The organism is Tritonibacter horizontis (assembly GCF_001518015.1).
GTDB classification, from domain to species: domain Bacteria; phylum Pseudomonadota; class Alphaproteobacteria; order Rhodobacterales; family Rhodobacteraceae; genus Epibacterium; species Epibacterium horizontis.
The window spans coordinates 1-20,916 of the sequence record NZ_LPUY01000063.1 but is presented as its reverse complement, the minus strand read 5'-3'; the positions used below and the strand labels follow the sequence as shown (position 1 = coordinate 20,916).

The 20,916-nt window shown below is 63.9% G+C and carries 18 protein-coding genes and 1 pseudogene; 10 read left to right on the top strand and 9 right to left on the bottom strand.

The window, feature by feature from the left end:
• The first annotated feature begins 48 nt into the window (after positions 1 to 48).
• The 3 genes from TRIHO_RS10565 (at position 49) to TRIHO_RS10555 (ending at position 2,174) form a co-directional block, all read left to right on the top strand.
• Positions 49 to 888 carry a hypothetical protein gene (locus TRIHO_RS10565; RefSeq protein ID WP_068242974.1) on the top strand — a complete coding sequence of 280 codons (840 nt, stop codon included), beginning with the start codon at positions 49 to 51 and terminating at the stop codon, positions 886 to 888.
• Positions 889 to 1,010: 122 nt separating this feature from the next.
• Complete coding sequence (locus TRIHO_RS10560) at positions 1,011 to 1,772, top strand: DUF6478 family protein (protein WP_068242972.1); 762 nt, start codon at positions 1,011 to 1,013, stop codon at positions 1,770 to 1,772.
• A gap of 24 nt (positions 1,773 to 1,796) precedes the next feature.
• Positions 1,797 to 2,174, top strand: a complete 378-nt coding sequence (locus TRIHO_RS10555) for a hypothetical protein (protein ID WP_068242969.1) — start codon at positions 1,797 to 1,799, stop codon at positions 2,172 to 2,174.
• A 9-nt stretch (positions 2,175 to 2,183) separates the two neighbouring features.
• Here the strand turns inward: TRIHO_RS10555 and TRIHO_RS10550 are convergent, their stop codons facing one another.
• The 6 genes from TRIHO_RS10550 to TRIHO_RS10525 all read right to left on the bottom strand — a co-directional run bounded on the left by TRIHO_RS10550 (position 2,184) and on the right by TRIHO_RS10525 (position 8,995).
• Positions 2,184 to 3,269, bottom strand: coding sequence for a bifunctional transcriptional activator/DNA repair enzyme AdaA (locus TRIHO_RS10550; protein WP_068243075.1), 1,086 nt, complete (start codon positions 3,267 to 3,269; stop codon positions 2,184 to 2,186).
• A 156-nt stretch (positions 3,270 to 3,425) separates the two neighbouring features.
• On the bottom strand, positions 3,426 to 4,763 hold the full coding sequence (locus TRIHO_RS10545) for a S41 family peptidase (protein WP_068242967.1): 1,338 nt from the start codon (positions 4,761 to 4,763) through the stop codon (positions 3,426 to 3,428).
• Positions 4,764 to 4,770: 7 nt separating this feature from the next.
• Positions 4,771 to 5,922: a murein hydrolase activator EnvC family protein gene (locus tag TRIHO_RS10540; protein ID WP_068242963.1), complete on the bottom strand. Its 1,152-nt coding sequence runs from the start codon at positions 5,920 to 5,922 to the stop codon at positions 4,771 to 4,773.
• Positions 5,919 to 7,439 carry a 2,3-bisphosphoglycerate-independent phosphoglycerate mutase gene (gene gpmI, locus TRIHO_RS10535; RefSeq protein WP_068242959.1) on the bottom strand — a complete coding sequence of 507 codons (1,521 nt, stop codon included), beginning with the start codon at positions 7,437 to 7,439 and terminating at the stop codon, positions 5,919 to 5,921. Before gpmI ends, TRIHO_RS10540 begins: the two co-directional genes overlap by 4 nt.
• 134 nt (positions 7,440 to 7,573) lie before the next feature.
• A complete protein-coding gene (locus TRIHO_RS10530) occupies positions 7,574 to 8,047 on the bottom strand; it encodes a GNAT family N-acetyltransferase (RefSeq protein WP_232367769.1) in 474 nt (157 codons plus the stop codon).
• Positions 8,048 to 8,065: 18 nt separating this feature from the next.
• Complete coding sequence (locus tag TRIHO_RS10525) at positions 8,066 to 8,995, bottom strand: ABC transporter ATP-binding protein (protein ID WP_068242956.1); 930 nt, start codon at positions 8,993 to 8,995, stop codon at positions 8,066 to 8,068.
• Between the two features lie 70 nt (positions 8,996 to 9,065).
• Between TRIHO_RS10525 and TRIHO_RS10520 the strand changes: the two genes are divergently transcribed.
• Both TRIHO_RS10520 and TRIHO_RS10515 read left to right on the top strand, forming a co-directional pair.
• Positions 9,066 to 9,248 carry a zinc-finger domain-containing protein gene (locus TRIHO_RS10520; protein ID WP_068242953.1) on the top strand — a complete coding sequence of 61 codons (183 nt, stop codon included), beginning with the start codon at positions 9,066 to 9,068 and terminating at the stop codon, positions 9,246 to 9,248.
• Between the two features lie 45 nt (positions 9,249 to 9,293).
• Positions 9,294 to 9,779: a flavodoxin family protein gene (locus TRIHO_RS10515; RefSeq protein ID WP_068242950.1), complete on the top strand. Its 486-nt coding sequence runs from the start codon at positions 9,294 to 9,296 to the stop codon at positions 9,777 to 9,779.
• A gap of 67 nt (positions 9,780 to 9,846) precedes the next feature.
• Here TRIHO_RS10515 and TRIHO_RS23280 read toward each other — a convergent pair whose 3' ends face one another.
• Positions 9,847 to 10,380: a hypothetical protein gene (locus TRIHO_RS23280; protein WP_082705106.1), complete on the bottom strand. Its 534-nt coding sequence runs from the start codon at positions 10,378 to 10,380 to the stop codon at positions 9,847 to 9,849.
• Positions 10,381 to 10,410: 30 nt separating this feature from the next.
• Between TRIHO_RS23280 and polA the strand changes: the two genes are divergently transcribed.
• Positions 10,411 to 13,218 carry a DNA polymerase I gene (gene polA, locus TRIHO_RS10510; protein WP_068242947.1) on the top strand — a complete coding sequence of 936 codons (2,808 nt, stop codon included), beginning with the start codon at positions 10,411 to 10,413 and terminating at the stop codon, positions 13,216 to 13,218.
• Positions 13,219 to 13,304: 86 nt separating this feature from the next.
• Here polA and TRIHO_RS10505 read toward each other — a convergent pair whose 3' ends face one another.
• Together TRIHO_RS10505 and TRIHO_RS10500 are read right to left on the bottom strand one after the other, a co-directional pair.
• A complete protein-coding gene (locus TRIHO_RS10505; RefSeq protein WP_068242944.1) occupies positions 13,305 to 14,072 on the bottom strand; it encodes a hydroxypyruvate isomerase family protein in 768 nt (255 codons plus the stop codon).
• A 264-nt stretch (positions 14,073 to 14,336) separates the two neighbouring features.
• Entirely contained in the window at positions 14,337 to 14,918 is a 582-nt protein-coding gene (locus TRIHO_RS10500) for a DUF1285 domain-containing protein (RefSeq protein ID WP_068242941.1), read from the bottom strand.
• A 64-nt stretch (positions 14,919 to 14,982) separates the two neighbouring features.
• Here TRIHO_RS10500 and TRIHO_RS10495 point away from each other — a divergent pair, with 64 nt between their 5' ends.
• The 4 genes and pseudogenes from TRIHO_RS10495 to TRIHO_RS10480 form a co-directional block, all read left to right on the top strand.
• On the top strand, positions 14,983 to 15,990 hold the full coding sequence (locus tag TRIHO_RS10495) for an AAA family ATPase (RefSeq protein ID WP_068242939.1): 1,008 nt from the start codon (positions 14,983 to 14,985) through the stop codon (positions 15,988 to 15,990).
• Positions 15,991 to 16,040: 50 nt separating this feature from the next.
• Complete coding sequence (locus tag TRIHO_RS10490) at positions 16,041 to 16,895, top strand: DUF58 domain-containing protein (protein ID WP_082705105.1); 855 nt, start codon at positions 16,041 to 16,043, stop codon at positions 16,893 to 16,895.
• Positions 16,892 to 19,672, top strand: a complete 2,781-nt coding sequence (locus TRIHO_RS10485) for a DUF4159 domain-containing protein (RefSeq protein WP_068242934.1) — start codon at positions 16,892 to 16,894, stop codon at positions 19,670 to 19,672. The genes TRIHO_RS10490 and TRIHO_RS10485 overlap by 4 nt, the downstream gene beginning before the upstream one ends.
• A 44-nt stretch (positions 19,673 to 19,716) precedes the next feature.
• Positions 19,717 to 20,916, top strand: a pseudogene (locus tag TRIHO_RS10480) (hypothetical protein); the annotation flags it as partial.

Genomic DNA, 20,916 nt, shown 5'->3' with positions numbered 1-20,916 from the left:
GGGGCGCATGGCGGGATCGGACGAGGGCACAGTTTGGCACGAACGGGGTTGAGACAAACACGGCACCGCACCAGAGTTGGGGCGCTTGGGGCGCAACGGGCCCGAGGGCCGGTTCGCCGTTTTCTGACCCGGCTGGCGCTGGTGCTGCTGCCTGTCGTGCTGGTGTCGGGCTGCATGGAGGGCAACCGCCTGGCCTTTGCCCCTGCCGGTGAAATCCAATCGCGCCCCGGCATCGGGCGGGGCAAGGCGCTGACGGCGGTCTTTGGCGAAGGCACGCTGGTGCTGGCGGCCCCCAGCGGGTTCTGCTTTGACGCGCAGATGGAAGAACACACCACGACCGGCGGCTTTGCCATGCTGGCGCGCTGTGACCGGCTTAGCGCCTTTGGCGGTTTTCGCACCAGCGAGGGCGCGATGCTGACGGCCACGGTGGGCACGGTCGCGGAAAACACACCGACCCCCACGGCAGAGGCCCTGCGCTCTGCCTTTACGGCGTCGCGGACGGCGGCACGGGTGCTGGAAACCAGAGGCGACCGGGACATCCCGCTGGTCAAACTCTACCTGAGCGACCATTCGGCGCTGGGGGCCAGCGGCACCCACTGGCGCGGCGCGTTTGTGATCCGTGGGCATTTGGTCTCTGTTGCGCTTTATGCGCCCGAGGGCAGCAGCTATCTGGGCGAGAAGGGCGCGCGATTGATCCAGGAGTTCATGCGCGCAACCCGCAACGCCACCCAATTGGCCGAGGCCACAACCCCAGCCGACCCCGGAGACGCGGCCCCCGTCGAGACAACACGCCCCCGCGCGCGGGTCTGGCAGATTGGACGGGCCGGGCGGGTCGGGGCTGCGGCTGACGCCGCGACGTCTGCAGCAGCGGATGCGACCAGCGGCTGAGCATCGCCTGTTCATGACCGCAGAAACGTCTTTTGGCGCGACGCCTAATCCGTTAATATGTCGGGAAAATCCGCGCAGCACATGCACGGGGAACACGCGAGAACGCGACCCGCGGGGGCAGAATGGGCAAACGATTTGATCAACTGTTAGGCCGGGCGGCGCTGCGCCGGTGGCGCAGGCTGGCCCGCAGCGCGGCGACGACGCCCCTGTCGCGCTTGCGGCAACAGCGCAACGAGGCCCGCAAACTGCGCGGACATCTCGACCAGCTACTCCATGTCGCAGACAACCGACTGGCCCTGCCGCTTGTCGGATCGTCGTTTTTTCCACGCCCGCACGGCACCGACTGGTCCTGGCGTCCCGAGGTCTGGCGCGGCCCGCTGCCCGTGCTTGGCGTGTCCTCGGTGCCCAGCAAGACGCAATTGGGCAGCGAAGTGAAGATGTTCCACGACTGCAGAATTTCGGAACTGACCCTGCGCCAGCTGCGCAACACCCGCGAGGAGGACATGGCCCCCTTTGGTCTGCGGATGGATGTCTTCAAGTTTGACGGCTCTTTCCTGTCGCTGGTCATTGACCTGCCGGGCGAGTCGATGGCGGGGCTGACCCGGGAACATCTGATCCGGATGGACTGTATTGTCGAAACCGAAAAGCCGATCGAGATCTTCTCGCGCCTCAACATCAAGCACGGCCCCAATACCGAACAATGGGTGCGGGAACTGCCACCGGGCGAGAAAAACGTCACGGTAGAGTATGATCTGGCCTATTCACGCCTGAACGAGAAACGCATCGAAAACGCCTGGATCGACCTGATCTTTGAAGCGCCGGACATGAACCAGGTGGTGTTGCACGATATCACCTTTGCCCGGTATCTGCGCGCCAATATCTGACCGGAACCCGTTGGGAGACACATCATGAGCGCATTGACCCTGAACAAGATCCGGTTTCACGGCGGCGTCTGGGAGGGCGTGATCGACAGCGCCGACACCCCGGGCTCGCAGCCCGGCGTAACGGTGCGGCTGCTGGACCGAAAGATCGACGGGGTGACCCTGCGGGCGGCCGAGACGGCAGGCAGCTGGCATCTGTCGATCCCGGTCCCGGCAGAGGCGCTGGGCGACGGGGTGCAGTGCTTTGTCATCTATGATGAAGCGACGGGTACGAAACTGGGCGATTTCACTGTGATCTCCGGCGAGCCGCTGGCCGATGATCTGCGCGCCGAAATAGCGCTGTTGCGGGCCGAGCTGGACATGCTGAAACGGGCCTTTCGGCGCCACTGCCTGGAAACCGCCTGAAGCGCATCCTCAGGCCTTGGCGCGCTGCGCCGGTTCGGTCGCCGCAGCAGCAAGGCTGCGTTCGATTTCGATCAGCCGTTGTTTGCGCCAGAGCCCGCCGCCGTAGCCGGTCAACGACCCATCCGCGCCCAGAACCCGGTGGCAGGGGATCATCACGGCGATCTGGTTGGCCCCATTCGCCCGTGCCACCGCGCGGCTTGCGCCCGCCCGACCAAGATCCCGGGCCAATGCTCCGTAGCTGCGGGTCTGGCCGACCGGAATGTCGCGCAACGCGCGCCAGACCTCGGTTTCAAAGGCGGTGCCGTGATAGGCCAGAGGGGTCTCGAACCGGGCCGTTTGACCGGAGAAATACCGCGCCAGTTCCTCTGCCGCCTGATCGGTCACGGCGGGGCGTCCAAAGCCGAGACCCCCGGGCTGGCGTTTCTGCAGTTTCGCCACTTCGCGCGGCAAGGCCTTGCGGTCGGCGAATTCCAACAGATGCAGCCGGTGCTGACAGGCCACGGCCAACATCGCCCCCAGAGGCGTGTCGATCCAATCCACCAAAAGCTGTGCATCCTTGCGAAAGGCCCCCGGCGCGATCCCCACAAGCCGGGCAAAGGCCGCGCGAAAGGCGCTGGGACTGTCAAAGCCCGCGTCGATCTGCGCCGCGATCACCGGTTCGCCGGCGCCAAGCGCGGTGAACCCCTCGCGCAGGCGCCGCTGCCTGGCCATTTCCAGAAAGGTGATCCCGAACTGACGTTTGAAAGCGCGGCGCACGGTTGATGGATCATGGCCAAGCGCCACGATGTCGCCCTCGGCCCAACGATAGGCCGGGCGCTGATCCAAGGCAGCCAAAAGCGATTGCACCATCGGGTCATTCCCCGCAGCCGCGCTGAGTGGGTGGCACCGCTTGCAGGCCCGGAACCCGGCTTCGATACAGGCACCGGGCGTGTCGAAGAACTGGCAGTTCTCGTATTTGGGTTTTCGCGCCGGACAGGTCAGACGACAAAAAATCCCGGTCGAGGACACACCAACATAGGCGCGCCCGTCATAGGCTGCATCGCGCGCCAGAAGCGCCGCATAGAGGGTTTGGGAATCGGGCAGGTCAAACATCATCATGAGATCGTTTTACCCCCTGGCCAATGGCAATGCCGCCGAAATTCGGGCGTCTATTCGTCTTTTTGCGGCCCCCGAAACGCCGCGGCCAGGGGAGCAACGACAAAGGCCGCCCCGAAGTGCGGGACGGCCTTGATAGAACACATGATGCGGGGCTTAATCCTTGGGACCCAGCGCTGACAGGCCCTTGAGGATGTCGATGGCATAGGCCAGCTGGTAGTCCTCTTCGCGCAGTTCGGCCGCTTTTTCCGCCTTTTCGCGATCCGCCTCGATCTGGCGCACCTCGTCTTCGGACAGGCTGTCGTTATTGAGACGGCCGCGCAGGTCTGCCTCGGAGCGGGGATTAAAGACGCTGTTGGCCTCGTCGTCTTCCTCTGTCTCCGGGCGGCGGCGGGGCTGTTCGACGACGATGTCCGGGCTGACGCCCAGCGCCTGGATCGAGCGGCCCGACGGCGTGTAATACCGCGCCGTGGTCAGGCGCATCGCCCCATCGCCGCGCAGTGGCATGACCGTCTGAACCGACCCTTTGCCGAAGGATTTTGTCCCCACGACGATTGCCCGGCGATGATCCTGCAACGCGCCGGCAACAATTTCCGAGGCCGATGCAGACCCACCGTTGATCAGCACAACAATCGGCTTGCCCCCGACCAGATCCCCCGGCGAGGCGTTGAACCGCTCGCCATCCTCGGGGTTGCGGCCCCGGGTCGAGACGATTTCGCCACTTTCAAGGAAACTGTCGGCGACGCTGATCGCCTGGTTGAGCAAACCACCGGGGTTGTTGCGCAAATCCAGCACGATGCCGTTGACACTGTCCATACCACCAAGTTCCTCGGCCTGCTCTTTCAGGCTTTCTTCGAGGTTCGGCGTGGTCTGTTCATTGAAGGTCGTCACCCGCAGCACCACGGTGTCGCCTTCGGTACGGGCTCGCACGGCGGTCATGGTGATGGTGTCGCGAATGATAGAAATCTCGAAGGGTTCGTCCTCGCCCTCGCGCACCACGGTGATGATGATCTCGGAGCCGACAGGACCGCGCATCAGTTCGACCGCCTCGTCCAGCGACAGGCCAAGCAGGCTCTCGCCATCAACATGGGTGATGAAATCGCCGGCCTCGACACCGGCGTCATAGGCCGGGGTGTCGTCCATCGGCGAGACCACTTTGACAAAGCCGTCTTCCTGGGTGACCTCGATCCCCAGCCCGCCGAATTCGCCACGGGTCTGGACACGCATCTTGCTGGCGTCATCGGGGGACAAATAGCTGGAGTGCGGATCAAGCGACTGCAGCATGCCGCCGATGGCTGCTTCGATCAGCTCTGTCTCGTCCACATCTTCGACGTATTGCGCCCGGATGCGTTCAAAGATGTCACCAAACAGATCCAGCTGCTCGTATACGGAGGTCTCGTTGCTTTCCTGAGCCAGTAAAGGCGCCGCGACATAGGTCGTCGCCACTATGCCCGCAAGCGTCCCGCCCAGAGCCGCCATCGCAAATTTCTTCATCTCTTGCCTATCCACCTTGCCCGGTCCGGAACCACGTTTCTGGGTCCACGGGACTGTTTTCCATTCTAACCTCTATATAGAGCGTTTCTGACCGGCCAGTTCCACCCCCTTCACCGCTTAGTGACAAAATCGCGCCGCTCTGCGCCGCTTCGCCCCCCATCAGGCCGACCGGAGTGTCTGCGGGGATCACCTGTCCGGCCTCGCCAAAGACTTCGTCGAGACCAGACAAGATGAACAATGTATCCGGTTGCGGTTCCAGAATCACCACGCTGCCGAGGTCCAGCAGCGGGCCAAGATAGCGGATCGTCGCCGCGGTCGGGCTGGTCACCAACGCCCGCGGCCGGGTGGCAAGAAGGATCCCGGACCGCGCCACCCCTGCCGCATCGCGTTCGCCAAAGCCGCGCAGCAACAGGCCCTCGACCGGCAAGGGCACCTCGCCACGCAGGTTGGAAATATCGGCCGAGATGGAGGCCACCCCGGTCGCCTCGGCGATGAGGGCAAGCCCGTCTGCAAACCCGGTCAGCGTTTCGGTCGAAGAAATCAGATTGGCGGTCTGCGCCGGGTCATCCGTGAACCGTTTGGGCAGGTCCTGACGGTCGGCGATGGCGGTGGACAGGGCGGCGCGGGCTTCCTGCACGCCTTGCAGGCCTTCCTCCAGCTGCTGCGCGGCATTCTGTTGCAACAGCCGCAGGTCGCGCACCTCTTGCAGGTCATTGCGCAGGGCATTGGCGCGGGCCTGCAGACCCGGTGTCACCTCTGCCAGCATCATCGCCGAACGGGCGGCCCCAAGCGGACCGGAGGGATGCAGCATCAGCACCGGCGGCGTCGAGGTCTCGATCGTGGTGATGATACCCAGAAGCTCCGCCACCTCGCCTTCGCGCGCCTTGAGCTGGGTGGTGAGCTGCGTTTCCCGCCTGGCGACGCGCCGCAGACCTTCGCGCATGGCCTGAAGCCCATCCTCATAACCGCGCACGGTTTCGGTCAGGGCCTTGACCCGGTCACCGGCGCTTTGGGCGCGGATCAATTGCTCCGAGGCGGCTTCCAGGGCGACCGCAGCCTGAGTGGCCGCATCGGTGGGATCCTGGGCCCCGGCCCAAGTCGCGACGGACAGCGACAAAGCAAAGGCAAGGCAGGCGTAGCGCGCGCGCAATCGCGTCATACCAGCAGGCTCTCTCCGGTCATTTCATCGGGCTGATCCAGCCCCATCAGCGCCAGAAGGCTGGGGGCAAGGTCGGCCAGCCGCCCATCCCGCAGGCGCAGGCCCTCGGGACCGTTGACCAGCGCCACAGGCACCAGATTGGTGGTATGCGCGGTATGGGCGCCGCCGGTGGCCGGGTCCACCATCAGTTCGCAGTTGCCGTGGTCGGCGGTGACGATCATGACGCCGCCCGCCGCTTTCAACGCTGCGACCACCTCGCCCAGCCCCTGATCCACCGCTTCGCAGGCCTTGATCGCCGCGTCGAGATCCCCGGTGTGGCCGACCATGTCCGGGTTGGCATAGTTGGTCACGATCAGGTCATAGCCGGCGCCAATCGCCTCGACGAATTTCGCGGTGACCTCGGGGGCGGACATCTCGGGCTGCAAATCATAGGTCGCGACCTTGGGCGATTTTGGCATCGCGCGATCTTCGCCCTCCTCCGGGGTTTCCTTGCCACCGTTGAGGAAGAAGGTCACATGGGGATATTTCTCGGTCTCGGCCAGACGGAACTGCCGCTTGCCTTGTTTGGCGACCCATTCCCCCAGCGTGTTGACCAGCGCCGTCTTCGGGTAGGCCGTGGTCATATACTGGCTGTGGTCTGCCGAATATTCCACCATTCCCAGCAGTCCAGCGAGCGCAGGCCGGGTGCCGGTGTCGAATTCGGCAAAGCCAGGCTCGCCGATGGCGCGCAGGATCTCGCGGGCACGGTCGGCGCGGAAGTTCAGGCAGAAAACCCCGTCGCCGTCGCGGATGCCACCAAACCCGTCCACCACGGTGGCCTTGACGAATTCATCCAGCTCGTCGCGGTCATAGGCGTCCTCGATGGCGGATCTGGCGCTTTTCGCCGTGAACTGCCCCTCGCCCTGCACCATCGCCGTATAGGCCTGGCTGACCCGTTCCCAACGGTTGTCGCGGTCCATGGCAAAATAGCGCCCGGTGACAGTGGCGATCTGTGCCCCCTCGGCCATGCCGGCCTCCAGCTGGTCAAGATAGCCAAGCGCGGATTTCGGCGCCACGTCGCGGCCATCGGTGATCGCATGCAGCCAGACCGGCACGCCGGCATCGCGGATCGCCTTGATCGCGGCCAGGATATGGGTGACGTGCCCGTGCACACCGCCATCAGACACCAACCCCATCAGATGCGCGGCGCCACCGGTTTGCTTCAGCTTGGCAATAAACCCCTGCAGGGCGGCGTTGTCGTAGAAAGAGCCATCCTCGATCGCGAGGTCGATCTGACCCAGATCCATCGCCACCACCCGGCCGGCACCGATATTGGTATGTCCGACCTCGGAATTGCCCATCTGACCAGAGGGCAGGCCAACATCCGGCCCGTGGGTGATCAGCCGCGCCACCGGGCCCTGCGCCATGATGGCATCCAGCGTCGGGGTTTTTGCCAGGTAGGGCGCATTTGCCGGCCCCGGCTCGGCACTGCCCCAGCCATCAAGGATGCAAAGAACAACGGGTTTGGGTGCGGGCATGGTCGGTCTCCGGTCAGCGTTCACGATGTGCTGTTGGCGTTCTACAGGCTGCGGCACGGTTGGGGAACCGGGGATGCGCGGGCTTGGGCAGGGATTTGCCCCCTCGGCGCGGTTTTCGGCGAGGGCGGCGCTGCTCAGAGCGTTTTGGTCATCGCGTAGTTGTGGATCATCACGCCACGGCGCACGAAATCGCGCCGCCCCGCATCGGCAAAGCCCTGTCGCAGAAAGAACCGCCGCGCGGCCTCGCTGGCCTCGACATAAAGCACCGTGAGGCCAAGGGCGCGCGCCTCTGTTTGCAACCGGTCATAAAGGGCCGCGCCAATTCCCTGACCCGCCACATCCGGCGCGAGATAGAAACAGTCGATATGGCCGTCGGGTTCCAGCTCGATAAACCCCTGCGCCACATCCGCAGCATCGGTGGCCACCCAGATCCGGCGGCCATCGCGGGCCCGGTCCAGCACCCGTTCAACCGGGGCCGGCGCCGGGCTCCAGGCCGCACATTGGGCCGGGGAATAGTCGCGCCCGCCGATGTCATGAACCGCCGCGTGGAAGATGCGCGCCCAATCCGCGGCGTCACGGTCAGCAAAATCGCGGATCTGCATCGCCATGGCGCGCGCAGGCTCCGGTCAGCGGGATTTGGTGAGGGCGAGGAACACGTCTTCGAGGTCGGCCTCTTCGGTTTTGACATCCCGGATGGAGATCCCGGCCCCGCGCACCGCCTCAAGCACCGCTTCGGCTGGGGTTTCATTGCTGTGGTAGCGCAGCACCACGGCGCCATCACCGCGCAGTTCCGCCTCGATCCCGGCCCCTTGCGGCAGGGTCGTCACCGGATCGGCCGGCTGCACCACCATCGCGCGCGCATCCAGGCGGCCCAGCAGATTGGCGGTAGAATCGCGTGCGACCACCGCGCCTTCGTTGATGATAGCGATCTCGTCGCACATCTCCTGCGCCTCTTCGAGGTAGTGCGTGGTCAGGATGATCGTCATGCCCTCGGCGTTCAGCTTGCGGACGTTTTCCCACAGCATCTGGCGCAGCTCGATGTCGACGCCTGCGGTGGGTTCATCGAGCACCAGAATGGCCGGGCGATGCACCAGCGCCTTGCCCAGCAAGAGCCGCCGCCGCATGCCACCGGACAGGCTGCGGGCATAGGCTTCGGCCTTGTCCTCCAGCCCGATCAGTTTCAGGATGCCGTCGCTGTCCCGTTCGGATTTTGGCACACCATAAAGCCCGGCCTGCACTTCCAGCGCGCCCCGCGGCGTAAAGAACGGATCGAGATTCAGCTCTTGCGGCATCACCCCGATTGCGGCGCGGCTCTGGCGCGGATTGGCGTCCTGATCAAAGCCCCAGATGGTGACTTTGCCCGAGGATTTCAGCACCAGTCCGGCGAGGATATTGATCAGCGTCGATTTGCCGGCGCCATTCGGCCCCAACAGTCCAAAAACCGATCCGCGCGGCACGGTCAGGTCGATCCCCTTCAGCGCGTGTTTTTCTGGCTGGCCTTTGCGACCCTTGTAGGTTTTACGCAAAGCTTCAATACGGATTGCCTCGTCAGTCATCGCGGCTCTTGCCCCCGGTATTTCCATAGCTCATAAAGCCCCTAACGCATTAGCCAGAGGACTGCCAGCGATGAGCATTGAAGCGCCGGAAACCAAGATCGTAGACAGCTATCGTGTCGCCTGCGACGGGAGCGAAGGCGCGCTTGGGCATCCCCGCGTATATCTGCAGATCGCAGAGGACAGCGGATTTGTCGAATGCCCGTATTGCGACTGCAAGTTCATCCACAAGGATTTCGAAGGCAAAGTCGCCTGAGAGACCCCACTGGTCCGATGCGCCGCGCCCGCCTAGGATAAGGCCATGGCGGAGCTTTTGATTGTCTATCATTCACGCACCGGCGGCAGCCGGCAAATGGCCGAGGCCGCTCATGCGGGGGCTTTGGCCGAAGGATCTGCGCGCCTGATCCGCGCCGAGGAAGCCGGGCCAGAGGATCTGCTGGCGGCAGGGGGCTACCTGTTCTGTGCGCCGGAAAACCTGGCCACGCTGTCGGGTGCGATGAAGGACTTCTTTGATCGCTGTTATTATCCGGTGCTGGGCCGCCTTGAAGGGCGGCCTTACGCGCAAATGATCTGCGCCGGATCGGATGGCAGCGGGGCCGCCCGGCAATTGGCGCGCATCGCCACGGGCTGGCGACTGAAGGCAGTGCAGGAGCCGCTGATACTTTGCACCCATGCGCAGACGCCGGAGGCCATTTTGGCCGACAAGGTGATCCCAGAGGCGGAGTTGCAGAGCTGTCGCGCGTTGGGGCAAGCCATGGCGGCAGGCCTTGTGATGGGGATGTTCTAAACCTGTCTGACTGCCAGATGGGCCAATACCCTACCTGCAGGCCAGCACGACGCATGCGTGCAATACATCACAGTGCGGATCGGCGCTCTTTCAGGCCATCCAAAGCATCACATAGCTGATCAAAACGGCTCCCTGCCAATTGCAGCCGCTGAATGAGATCCCAACCGCCCCAGACCTGAAACGCCTCGGACGCATTAAATTCACCTCTCCCCCAGATCGTGCCGGGCTTCGCGCGATCATAGGAAAAACTTGCGTTGCCATAGCTGCCGTCTTCACAAATAAATTGAGCAGAACCGCTGGCATGTAACGTACTTAAAATCTCCCATTTTCCGCGGCACGCCACGCCATCCTGGGTCTTTCCCTCGATATTGCCCGACAACCATCCGAACGTCGTCCCATGGATGCTTCGCCCATTGTCGAAACAGGCCAAAAGCGGTGTGCAATGGTCGCTCTGACCCGGGTTCGAGGTGCAACCAGGCGAGAAAGCTGCCGCCTCGGAACTTGAGGCTTCGCGTTGGCAGGATGCAATCAAGAGACCGCTCAGGCCGAGCAGAGTGATTGCAGTGATGCGACGGATCGGAGATAAGGCGGATAAGAACATGTGGGAAACAATCGGTTGGGGTCAAACACCATGAGCACTAGCAATTTTGGCAAAGGCTGTCACCTCCACCTGATTGATGGCTCTGCCTTCATCTTTCGCGCCTACCACGCGTTGCCGCCGCTGACGCGCAAATCCGACGGGCTGCCCATCGGTGCGGTCGCGGGGTTTTGCAACATGCTGTTCAAACAGGTCGAGGACAACAAGGGCCCCGATGCGCCGACCCATGTGGCGGTGATCTTTGACCATTCGGGGAAATCCTTCCGCAACGACCTTTATGACCTCTACAAAGCCAACCGCCCGCCCGCGCCAGAGGATCTGGTGCCGCAGTTCCCGCTGACCCGCGAGGCCACGCGCGCCTTCAACATCGCCTGCAAGGAAATCGAAGGCTTCGAGGCCGACGACATCATCGCCACCCTGGCCTGTCAGGCGCGCGAGGCCGGGGGCCGGGTCACCATCATCTCGTCCGACAAGGACCTGATGCAACTGGTCGGCAACGGCGTCGAGATGCTCGACGCGATGAAGAACAAGCGCATCGACAGCGATGGAGTGCGTGAAAAATTCGGCGTCGGACCGGAGCGGGTGGTCGATGTGCAGGCGCTGGCCGGCGACTCGGTCGACAACGTGCCAGGCGCGCCCGGCATCGGCATCAAGACCGCCGCCCTGCTGATCAATGAATTCGGCAGCCTTGAGGACCTGTTGGACCGTGCCGAAGAGATCAAACAGCCCAAGCGTCGCCAGACCCTGGTGGAAAACCGTGCTCAGATCGAAATGTCCAAGACGCTGGTGCAGCTCGACTGCGAGATGGAGCTTGGCTTTGGCCTGGATGAGCTGGAAATTCGCGATCCGGACCCCGAAGTGCTGCTCGGGTTTCTCTCCAGCATGGAATTCCGCACGCTGACAAAACGGTTTGCCGACCAGCTGGGCCTGGAGGCCCCCACCATCCCCGAGACCACGCCGCAAGCCGCCGCCGCGCTGGAGACGCCGGAAGCCCCTCGTTTTGACACTGCCGAATACACCACCGTCCGCGATGCCGAGGGCCTGCAGAGCTGGATCGACCTCATTCGCGAACATGGCTATGTCGCGGTGGACACGGAAACCACCGGGCTGGATGAAATGGTTGCGGATCTGGTCGGGATCTCGCTCTGTGTGCTGCCGGGACAGGCGTGTTACATCCCGCTGACCCACAAGGCGGGCAGTTCCGACGACCTGTTCGGATCAGACGCGCTGGCCGAAGGGCAGATGGATCTGGAGACGGCGCTGGCGATGCTGAAACCGGTCCTGGAGGACAGCGCCATCCTCAAGATCGGGCAGAACATGAAATATGACGCCAAGATCTTTGTCCGCAATGGCATCGAGGTGGCCCCGATCGACGACACCATGCTGCTGTCCTATGCGCTGAATGGCGGGCTGCATGGGCACGGGATGGACACGCTGTCGGAACGCTATCTCGACCATCAGCCGATCCCGATCAAATCGCTGCTGGGCACCGGAAAATCAGCGATCACCTTTGACCGGGTGCCCATCGACGACGCCACCCCCTATGCCGCCGAGGACGCTGATATCACCCTGCGTCTATGGTCGCAGTTCAAACCACAGCTGCACCAGAAACAGGTGACCACCGTCTATGAGACGCTGGAACGTCCGCTGGTGCCCGTACTGGCCCAGATGGAGCGCCACGGGATCAAGGTTGACCGCGACACGCTGAGCCGCATGTCCAATGCGTTTTCACAGAAAATGGCCGGGCTGGAAGCAGAAATCCACGAGCTGGCCGGCGAAAGCTTTAACGTCGGCTCACCAAAGCAGCTGGGCGAGATCCTGTTCGACAAGATGTCCTTACCGGGCGGTAAGAAAGGCAAGACCGGTGCCTATGCCACCGGGGCGGATATCCTCGAAGATCTGGCGACCGAACACGTGTTGCCCGCCCGGGTGCTGGACTGGCGGCAGCTGTCCAAGCTGAAGTCGACCTATACGGATGCCTTGCAGGACCATATCAACCCAGAGACCGGCCGGGTTCATACTTCGTATTTGCAGACAGGGGCGAACACCGGGCGCATGGCCTCTTCCGATCCGAACCTGCAGAACATTCCTGTGCGCAGCGAGGAGGGGCGACGCATCCGCGAGGCCTTTGTCGCCGATGAGGGCAACGTGCTGCTGTCACTGGATTATTCCCAGATCGAGCTGCGCATCCTGGCCCATGTCGCGGATATTGACGCGCTGAAACAGGCCTTTGCCGATGGTCATGACATTCACGCCATGACCGCCTCCGAGATCTTTGACGTGCCGCTGGCGGAGATGACCTCTGACATTCGCCGCAAGGCAAAGGCGATCAACTTCGGGGTGATTTACGGCATTTCCGGCTTTGGTCTGGCGCGCAATCTGCGCATCCCGCGCGGCGAGGCGCAGGGGTTTATCGACCGCTACTTTGAACGGTTCCCCGGCATTCGGCAGTACATGGATGACACGGTCGCCTTTGCCAAGGAACACGGCTATGTGCAGACCCTGTTTGGCCGCAAGATCCACACGCCCGAAATTGCCGCCAAGGGACCGCGGGCCAGTTTTGCCAAACGCGCGGCGATCAATGCGCCCATTCAGGGCACCGCCGCCGATGTGATCCGCCGCGCCATGGTGCGTATGCCCGAGGCGATTGCCCACCTGCCCGCGCGGATGTTGCTACAGGTGCACGATGAATTGCTGTTCGAAGTGCCCGAGAGCCACGTGGAAGAGACCATCGAGACCGCCCGCCGGATCATGGAAGGCGCGGCAGACCCCGCCGTGCACATGACGGTGCCGCTGGTGGTCGAGGCAGGCCGCGGCGCCAACTGGGCCGAAGCGCACTAGGATCGCGCCGCTCAGCGGCCCAGAATGCAAGGCAGGGCGGTCGGCGACTGGCGCGGCCTGACAAAGCCGGTCTGGCCCGGCCAGCGTCAGGCTGGCTGAAGCGCCCGCATCCAGGTCAGGCTGTCCTCGGTTCGGGGCGTGCTGGGGGTGTATTCGGCGCTGACCCAGCCGTCATACCCGCTCTCATCAATCGCGGCGAAAAGCGCGTCGAAATCCAGCGGTCCACGCCCGGGTTCACAGCGCAAAGGCGCTGCTGCAAACTGCACATGAGACGCCCGGTGCCCGAAGTTCTGCCAGACCTTGAGCGCATCGCCATGGATCAGCTGGGCGTGATAGGCATCAAACTGCAGCGCGACATTGTGGCAGCCAACCTCGTCGAGAATATCCAGGGCAAGGTTGTAATCATCGAGGAAGTAGCCCGGAAAATCCCCGCTGTTGAGCGGCTCGATGGTGAATTTCTGATAGGGCGCGGCCTCGGCTGCGGTGCGCAAATTGCGCACAAAGGTGTCGCGCGCCTCGGCCCCCTTGGCTGGCCCTGCCATGATGTGAATGCGGCCCGCTTTCAGCACATCGGCATATCGCAAAACCCGCCGAATGTCGCGCTGGAACCGTTCCGACAGCGCCGGAACGGCCGCATAGCCCGGATCACCACCGGTGTAGTTCGGCGGCGGCGCATTGATCAGGATCAGCTCCAACCCATTGGCAAGCAAGGCCCTCTGAGTGTCTTTGGCAGCAAATTCGTAAGGGAACAGCACCTCGACCGCATCGAAACCAGCAGCCGCTGCTGCTGAAAACCGGTCGAGAAACGGAAGCTCTGCAAAGAGCATGGATAGATTGGCCGCGAACCTTGGCATTCTCAACTCCTGTTGCGCTTGCAGTTCCTGCGCATCCTTATCCTACCACAGTCTGACGACCGACGTGGCAGGGCTTTAGTTTAAGTTTGAACTGCACTTGCTCTCACACTGGTTGCTGATATGCCCCTGCCGGTTGCAGATGAAAATGGGCTTGTTTTGCGCAATTTTAACGGTCGAAACATTCACTGAACAGCTGCGCTGCAAGGCGGCACCATGGGAAAATTGTGGCGCAGGGTTGCGCCTCTGGCAAGGCCGTTGCCAAGATCAGGCAAGATCCAGCTGCTCGGCCGGAAGAATGCGGAAAAATTCACCATCGGACCACAGGCCGAACCAGCCTTGCCTGACCTCGCCGATCTCCACCAGCCGGTAAAAACTCTTGCGATCAATCAGGGCGTCGAGACCGGCCCGGACGTGAATATAGGGCGTCGGCTCACCCGTTTCCGGATCATGCTCCAGCCGGATCCGGTGGTCCGGCCCGGCGGTCATCTTGTCGCCGACCTGCGTGACAAAGGTCAGGCGCTGCGCCGCGCCTTCGCCCGTGACATCGAAATCGACCGCGACAAAAGGGGCGTCATCGACGGTGATTCCCACCTTTTCCGCTGGGGTCACCAGGAAAAAGCGGTCGTCTTCTGTCTTCAGGATCGACGAAAACAGTTTTACCAATTCAAAGCGCCCAATCGGTGTGCCAAGGTAATACCAGGTGCCATCACGGGCGATGCGCATATCCAGATCACCGCAAAAGGGCGGATTCCACAGATGCACCGGCGGCAATCCGCCTTTGGTCGCGGCCTTTGTACGCGTTGCAAGCGTCTCTGGGGTTGGGGTCACGGCTTTTTGTCCACTCATAACTTTTGCCATTCCATCTCTGCGCGATACACTCACACCATATAAGCCCAAGGGAAGGGAAGTCATGAGCGATCCACAAGACCTGTTGTCAGACATCGAAGCGCTGGAGACCAAGCTGCAGCAGGCCCGCCAATCGATCACCCGCCGCTTCATCGGTCAGGAGCGCGTTGTGGATCTGACCCTGGCGACCCTGCTCTGTGGCGGACATGGGCTGCTGATCGGCTTGCCCGGCCTTGGCAAGACACGGCTGGTCGATGCGCTGTCTACCGTGATGGGGCTGAAGGGCAACCGGGTGCAATTCACGCCGGACCTGATGCCGGCCGATATTCTCGGCTCCGAAGTGCTGGACAGTGCGCCGGACGGGACGCGGGCGTTCCGATTCGTGCAGGGGCCGATTTTCTGCCAGCTTCTGATGGCCGATGAAATCAACCGGGCCAGCCCCAGAACTCAATCCGCATTGCTGCAGGCGATGCAGGAAAAGACGGTGACTGTCGCGGGCGAAGACCGGGCCCTGGATGAACCATTCCACGTTCTGGCGACGCAGAACCCGATCGAACAGGAAGGCACCTATCCGCTGCCCGAGGCGCAGCTCGACCGGTTTTTGCTGCAGATTGACGTGGCCTATCCTGATCGCGACACTGAACGCGCGATCCTGCTGGCCACCACCGGCGTTGAAGAGGAAGAGGCGCATCAGGTCTTTACCACCGAGGACCTACTGGCGGCCCAGACCCTGCTGCGGCGGATGCCGGTCGGCGAGTCTGTGCTGGAGCTGATCCTGGACCTCGTGCGGGCCTTCCGCCCGGACGAGCCCGGCGTGTCAGAACGCGTCGCGCAGACTGTGGCCTGGGGGCCGGGCCCGCGGGCGGCGCAGGCGCTGATGCTGGCGGTGCGGGCGCGGGCATTGCTGGAGGGGCGTCTGGCCCCCAATGCAGAAGATGTGATCGAAATGGCGCGTCCGGTCCTGATCCACCGGATGCAGTTGAACTTTGCCGCCCGCGCGCGCGGGGAAAGCCTGGCTGACCTGATCGACGAAACCGCCGCGCGGATGATCCGGGCCGAGGCCGCCGCGTGAGTTTCAGCGCCACCTCGCGAAGCCAGGCCGCACGCGGTCCCGCAGGCCAGATGCGCACCCGCGCCGAAGAGGCGGCAAGCGTTCTGCCGCCCCTGCTCGTGCAGGCGCAGCAGCTCGCAGGGGCCGTATTGCTGGGGGACCACGGCCGCCGTCGGGCCGGGGTGGGCGATGATTTCTGGCAATACCGCCCGGTACAACAGGGCGACAGCCGCCGGATGATCGACCACCGCCGCTCGGCGCGGGGGGATCAGCAATTCGTGCGCGAGCGGGAATGGCAGATTGCCCAGACCGTGCATCTCTGGGTCGATCAGGGCGGCTCCATGCGCTTTGCCTCTGATGCGAACCTGCCGCGAAAGGTCGACCGCGCCCGCCTGCTGGCGCTGGCCTCTGCCGTGCTGATGGTGCGCGGCGGCGAACGGGTGGGGCTGACTGGCGGGCTGTTGCCGCCCCGACGTGGCAATATGCAGATCCTGCGGCTGGCAGAGCATTTCACCAAGGACGATACCGCCGCCTATGCGCCACCGGAACATCGTGCCCTGATCCCCCATGCGCGGGCGCTGTTCGTCTCGGATTTCCTCGGCCCCTTCGAAGAGCTGGAGCTTGCCCTGTCCAAAGCCGCAGATCGCGGGCTGCGCGGCGTGTTGTTGCAGGTTCTGGACCCAAGCGAAGAGAGCTTTCCCTTTGCGGGGCGGACCAAGTTCGAAAGCATGGGCGCAGATGTCAGCCATGAAACGCTCAAGGCCTCTGCCCTGCGCGACCGGTATCTGGACCGGCTGGCGGAACGGCGGGATGCGCTGGACCAATTGTGCCGCGCGGCAGGCTGGAGCTTTGGCGTCCATCATTGCGGCGACAGTGCCCAGGCGGGGCTATTGTGGCTTTATCACGCATTGGAGCGTCGCCCATGACCATGATCGCGGGGATAGGATTTGCCAGCCCCTGGCTGTTGCTCGGGCTTCTGGTGCTACCGATCCTGTGGCTTTTGTTGCGGGCTGTCCCGCCTGCGGCCAAGCGGCAACCCTTTCCCGCGGTGACACTACTGCTGGGGCTGCGCGACGACGAAAGCCTGTCGGACCGCACCCCCTGGTGGCTTTTGCTGCTGCGGATGCTGGCGGTGGCGGCGGCCATTGTCGGTCTGTCCGGGCCGGTTCTGAACCCGGCGCAGGATATCACCGGCAGCGGGCCGCTGCTGATCGTGATGGATTCAAGCTGGGCCGGCGCACCGCATTGGGACCAGAACCGCAGCCAGATCGAGGCCGAACTGGAAGAAGCAGGACGCGCCGGACGCCCGGTTGCGGTGCTGCGCCTGACCGCCCCGGAGCCGCTGCAATTCCTCGCCGCCGGGCAATGGAGCCGTCAATTGGCCGGGATGACGCCGCAGCCCTGGGTGGCAGGGCCGGACCAGCTGGCCACGGCACAAGAGATGATCACCGCGACGGAGTTGAATTTCGACACGCTCTGGCTGAGTGATGGCATCGAAATGGCGGGGCGCGCAGATCTGGTGAGCCGCCTTGCGGAACGCGGCGCAATCGAGGTCTACGAAAGCGCCGAACCCGCCATCGGGTTGCTGCCGGCCACTTACGAGGACGGAGCCATCGTCCTGCGCGCGCGCCGCAGCGCGACGGGCCTGGCCCAGGAGGCAACGGTCCAGGCCTTCGGCCTAGATCCGGGCGGCGCGGAGCGGGCCCTGACCTCTGCTACGCTGGCCTTCGACGCGGCCTCTGCTCAGGCCGAGGTGCAACTGTCCCTGCCGATGGAGCTCAGATCGCGGATCACCCGCTTTGAGATCCAAAACACCCGGTCGGCCGGCGCAGTCTCCCTGACCGACGACCGCCTGCGCCGCCGTGAAGTGGCGTTGATTTCCGCACAAAGCACCGACGAGGGCCTCGCGCTGCTGTCGCCGCTGCATTATCTGCGACAGGCGCTGGAACCAACCGCCGAGCTGCTGGAAGGGGCGCTGGCCGATCTGCTGCCCGCAAACCCGGATGTGGTTGTGCTGGCGGATGTCGCGCGTCTGGCCGCCGATCAAGAAACCGCTTTGACCGAATGGGTCGAACAGGGCGGGCTGCTGCTGCGCTTTGCCGGGGCGCGTCTGGCCGCAAGCGACACCGCCCGCGACACCGAAGAACCCTTGATGCCTGTCCGCCTGCGCATCGGCGGGCGCAGCATTGGCGGCGCGATGAGCTGGGGTGAGCCCAAATCGCTGGCCCCGTTTGCCGAGGGCACGCCGTTTTACGGCCTGCAGATCCCGCAGGATGTCACCGTCAGCTCGCAGGTGATGGCACAGCCCGACCCGGAACTGGCCAATCGTGTCATTGCCGAGCTGAGCGATGGCACGCCGCTGGTCACCCGCAAACCGTTGGGGCAGGGACAGGTCATCCTGTTCCACGTCACCGCCAATGCAGAATGGAGCACCCTGCCGCTCTCGGGCCTGTTCGTCGAGATGCTCGAACGGCTGGCGGTCTCTTCCGCCGCAAAACTGCCCGATGCGGAGGACCTCGAAGGCACCACCTGGCGCGCGACCGAAGTTCTCGACGGGTTCGGCCGCCTGAGGGATGCGGATACCTTGCCCGGTGTGAACGGCCCGGATCTGGTGGCGGCAGCAGCGGGGCCGGGCCTGCAGCCGGGGCTCTATACCAGTGGCAACCGTGCCTATGCCCGCAATGTGCTGCGCGACGGGGACACATTGCGCCCGGCGGTCTGGCCCGCCTCGGTGCCGGTTCTGACCTATCAGGGCGCCGAAGAACGCCCCCTGAGCGGTCTGTTGCTGGGGTTTGCCCTGGTGCTGATGGCGCTGGATATCGCCGCCGCGCTGCTTGTCTCTGGCCTCTGGTCGCCGCCGCGCACAGCGGTGCTGGCGCTGGCCCTTGGGTTCGGCCTGGCGATCGGCGCTGGTCCGCAGGAGAGCGCCGCACAATCGCCAACCGGACAGCCCAGCGCGACCGACCTAACCTCGGATCTGACGCTTGCCTATGTGCTGACCGGAAACGCCGAAGCCGACCGAATTTCCGAGGCCGGATTGCGCGGCCTTGGCAATGTGCTAAACCTGCGCACCTCGGTCGAACCTGCCGCCCCCTACGGCGTCGATCTCGAAGTCGACGAACTGGCGTTTTTTCCGTTTCTCTACTGGCCGATAACCGACCGGCAACCGATGCCCTCATCCGAGGCCTACGCCCGGCTCAATGCATATCTGCGCACCGGCGGCATGATCCTGTTTGACACCCGCGATGCCGATCTGTCGGTCGCCGGGGCCACCAGCGCCGCCGCACGCAGGCTGCAACAGATCGCGCTGCCGCTCGATATTCCACCGCTGGAACCGATGCCGGCCGATCATGTGCTGACCCGCGCCTTTTATCTGCTGCAGGATTTTCCGGGCCGGTTCCCACGGGGCCAGATCTGGGTCGAAGCCGCCCCCGCCGATGCGGAGCAGGTCGAAGGCCTGCCCTTTCGCAATCTCAACGATGGCGTCACCCCGGTGGTGATCGGCGGCAACGACTGGGCCGCCGCCTGGGCCGTGGACGCCAACAACGTCCCGTTATACCCCGTCGGTCGGGGGTTCTCGGGCGAACGCCAGCGCGAACTGGCGCGGCGTTTCGGTGTGAACCTGTTGATGCATGTGCTGACCGGCAACTACAAATCTGACCAGGTGCATGTCCCTGCCCTTCTCGACCGGCTGGGGCAATAACGAATGCGCTGCCAGCCTGACGCGCGCCAAGGAGCGCTGTGACGATGACGCAAACGATCCTGTTCGACCCGCTGCTGCCCTTGCCGGTGCTGGCGGCGCTGGCGGCGATCAGCCTGCTGGCGCTGTCCGTTGCCATCTGGCGTCGGCTGCGTGGCTGGAGCCTTCGGGCCGCGGCCACAGCCGTATTGCTTGCAACCCTGTCGGGACCGGTGATTCAGCAGGAAGACCGCAGCCCGCTGCGCGATATCGTGATCGTGGCCGAAGACAAAACCGCCAGTCAGCGCCTGTCGGACCGGCCGGATCAGATGGCTGCAGCCCGGTCCGAACTGGAACAGGCCCTGACCGCTCGTCCCAATACAGAGGTCCGCTGGGTCACCGTCGATGACAGCCCCGATGACGCGGGTACCACCCTGATGGCGACAGTTGCCCGCGCGCTGGCGGATGAACCCCGTGCCCGGGTGGCGGGGATAATCGCCGTTTCCGACGGTCAGGTGCACGATATGGACCGCGCCCCGGACCTGCCGGCCCCGCTGCATTTGCTGATGACCGGCCACAGCGATGATTGGGACCGCCGCCTGATCGTTCGCAATGCACCCTCCTTTGGCATCATCGGCGAACCGATCACCCTGACCTTGCGGGTCGAGGATCAGGGCGCGGTTCCCGAAAATCAGCGGCTGACCGAGTTGCAAATCTCGGTGGATGGGGGCGCAACCCAGAGCTTTCGCCTGCCGGTCGGGGTGGATTTCGACTTGCCGCTGACGTTGCCCCATGGCGGGCGCAACGTGATCGAATTCCGTGTCCCCGAGGCAGAAGGCGAACTGACCGCGCGGAACAACTCTGCCCTGTTGCAGATCAACGGGGTCCGGGATCGCCTCCGGGTGCTGTTGGTTTCAGGCGCGCCGCATCCGGGCGGCCGCACCTGGCGCAATCTGTTGAAATCCGACAGCGCCGTGGATCTGGTGCATTTCACCATTCTGCGCCCGCCGGAAAAACAGGACGGCGTACCGGTTGACGAGCTGTCGCTGATCGCCTTCCCGACGCGCGAGTTGTTTCTGGAAAAGATCGAGGATTTCGACCTCATCATTTTTGATCGCTACAAGCGGCGCGGCATTCTGCCTTCTGTCTATCTTGAAAACGTGGCCAACTATGTCCGCTCGGGTGGCGCGGTTCTGGTGGCCGCCGGACCGGATTTTGCCAGCGCCGACAGTATCTTTCGCACCCCGCTTGCCGACGTGCTGCCCGCC

Coding starts and splice junctions, on each gene's coding strand:
- TRIHO_RS10560 (WP_068242972.1), top strand. CDS start 1,011: ATGGGCAAACGATTTGATCAACTGTTAGGCCGGGCGGCGCTGCGCCGG.
- TRIHO_RS10555 (WP_068242969.1), top strand. CDS start 1,797: ATGAGCGCATTGACCCTGAACAAGATCCGGTTTCACGGCGGCGTCTGG.
- TRIHO_RS10550 (WP_068243075.1), bottom strand. CDS start 3,269: ATGATGTTTGACCTGCCCGATTCCCAAACCCTCTATGCGGCGCTTCTG.
- TRIHO_RS10545 (WP_068242967.1), bottom strand. CDS start 4,763: ATGAAGAAATTTGCGATGGCGGCTCTGGGCGGGACGCTTGCGGGCATA.
- TRIHO_RS10540 (WP_068242963.1), bottom strand. CDS start 5,922: ATGACGCGATTGCGCGCGCGCTACGCCTGCCTTGCCTTTGCTTTGTCG.
- gpmI (WP_068242959.1), bottom strand. CDS start 7,439: ATGCCCGCACCCAAACCCGTTGTTCTTTGCATCCTTGATGGCTGGGGC.
- TRIHO_RS10530 (WP_232367769.1), bottom strand. CDS start 8,047: ATGGCGATGCAGATCCGCGATTTTGCTGACCGTGACGCCGCGGATTGG.
- TRIHO_RS10525 (WP_068242956.1), bottom strand. CDS start 8,995: ATGACTGACGAGGCAATCCGTATTGAAGCTTTGCGTAAAACCTACAAG.
- TRIHO_RS10520 (WP_068242953.1), top strand. CDS start 9,066: ATGAGCATTGAAGCGCCGGAAACCAAGATCGTAGACAGCTATCGTGTC.
- TRIHO_RS10515 (WP_068242950.1), top strand. CDS start 9,294: ATGGCGGAGCTTTTGATTGTCTATCATTCACGCACCGGCGGCAGCCGG.
- TRIHO_RS23280 (WP_082705106.1), bottom strand. CDS start 10,380: ATGTTCTTATCCGCCTTATCTCCGATCCGTCGCATCACTGCAATCACT.
- polA (WP_068242947.1), top strand. CDS start 10,411: ATGAGCACTAGCAATTTTGGCAAAGGCTGTCACCTCCACCTGATTGAT.
- TRIHO_RS10505 (WP_068242944.1), bottom strand. CDS start 14,072: ATGCCAAGGTTCGCGGCCAATCTATCCATGCTCTTTGCAGAGCTTCCG.
- TRIHO_RS10500 (WP_068242941.1), bottom strand. CDS start 14,918: ATGAGTGGACAAAAAGCCGTGACCCCAACCCCAGAGACGCTTGCAACG.
- TRIHO_RS10495 (WP_068242939.1), top strand. CDS start 14,983: ATGAGCGATCCACAAGACCTGTTGTCAGACATCGAAGCGCTGGAGACC.
- TRIHO_RS10490 (WP_082705105.1), top strand. CDS start 16,041: ATGCGCACCCGCGCCGAAGAGGCGGCAAGCGTTCTGCCGCCCCTGCTC.
- TRIHO_RS10485 (WP_068242934.1), top strand. CDS start 16,892: ATGACCATGATCGCGGGGATAGGATTTGCCAGCCCCTGGCTGTTGCTC.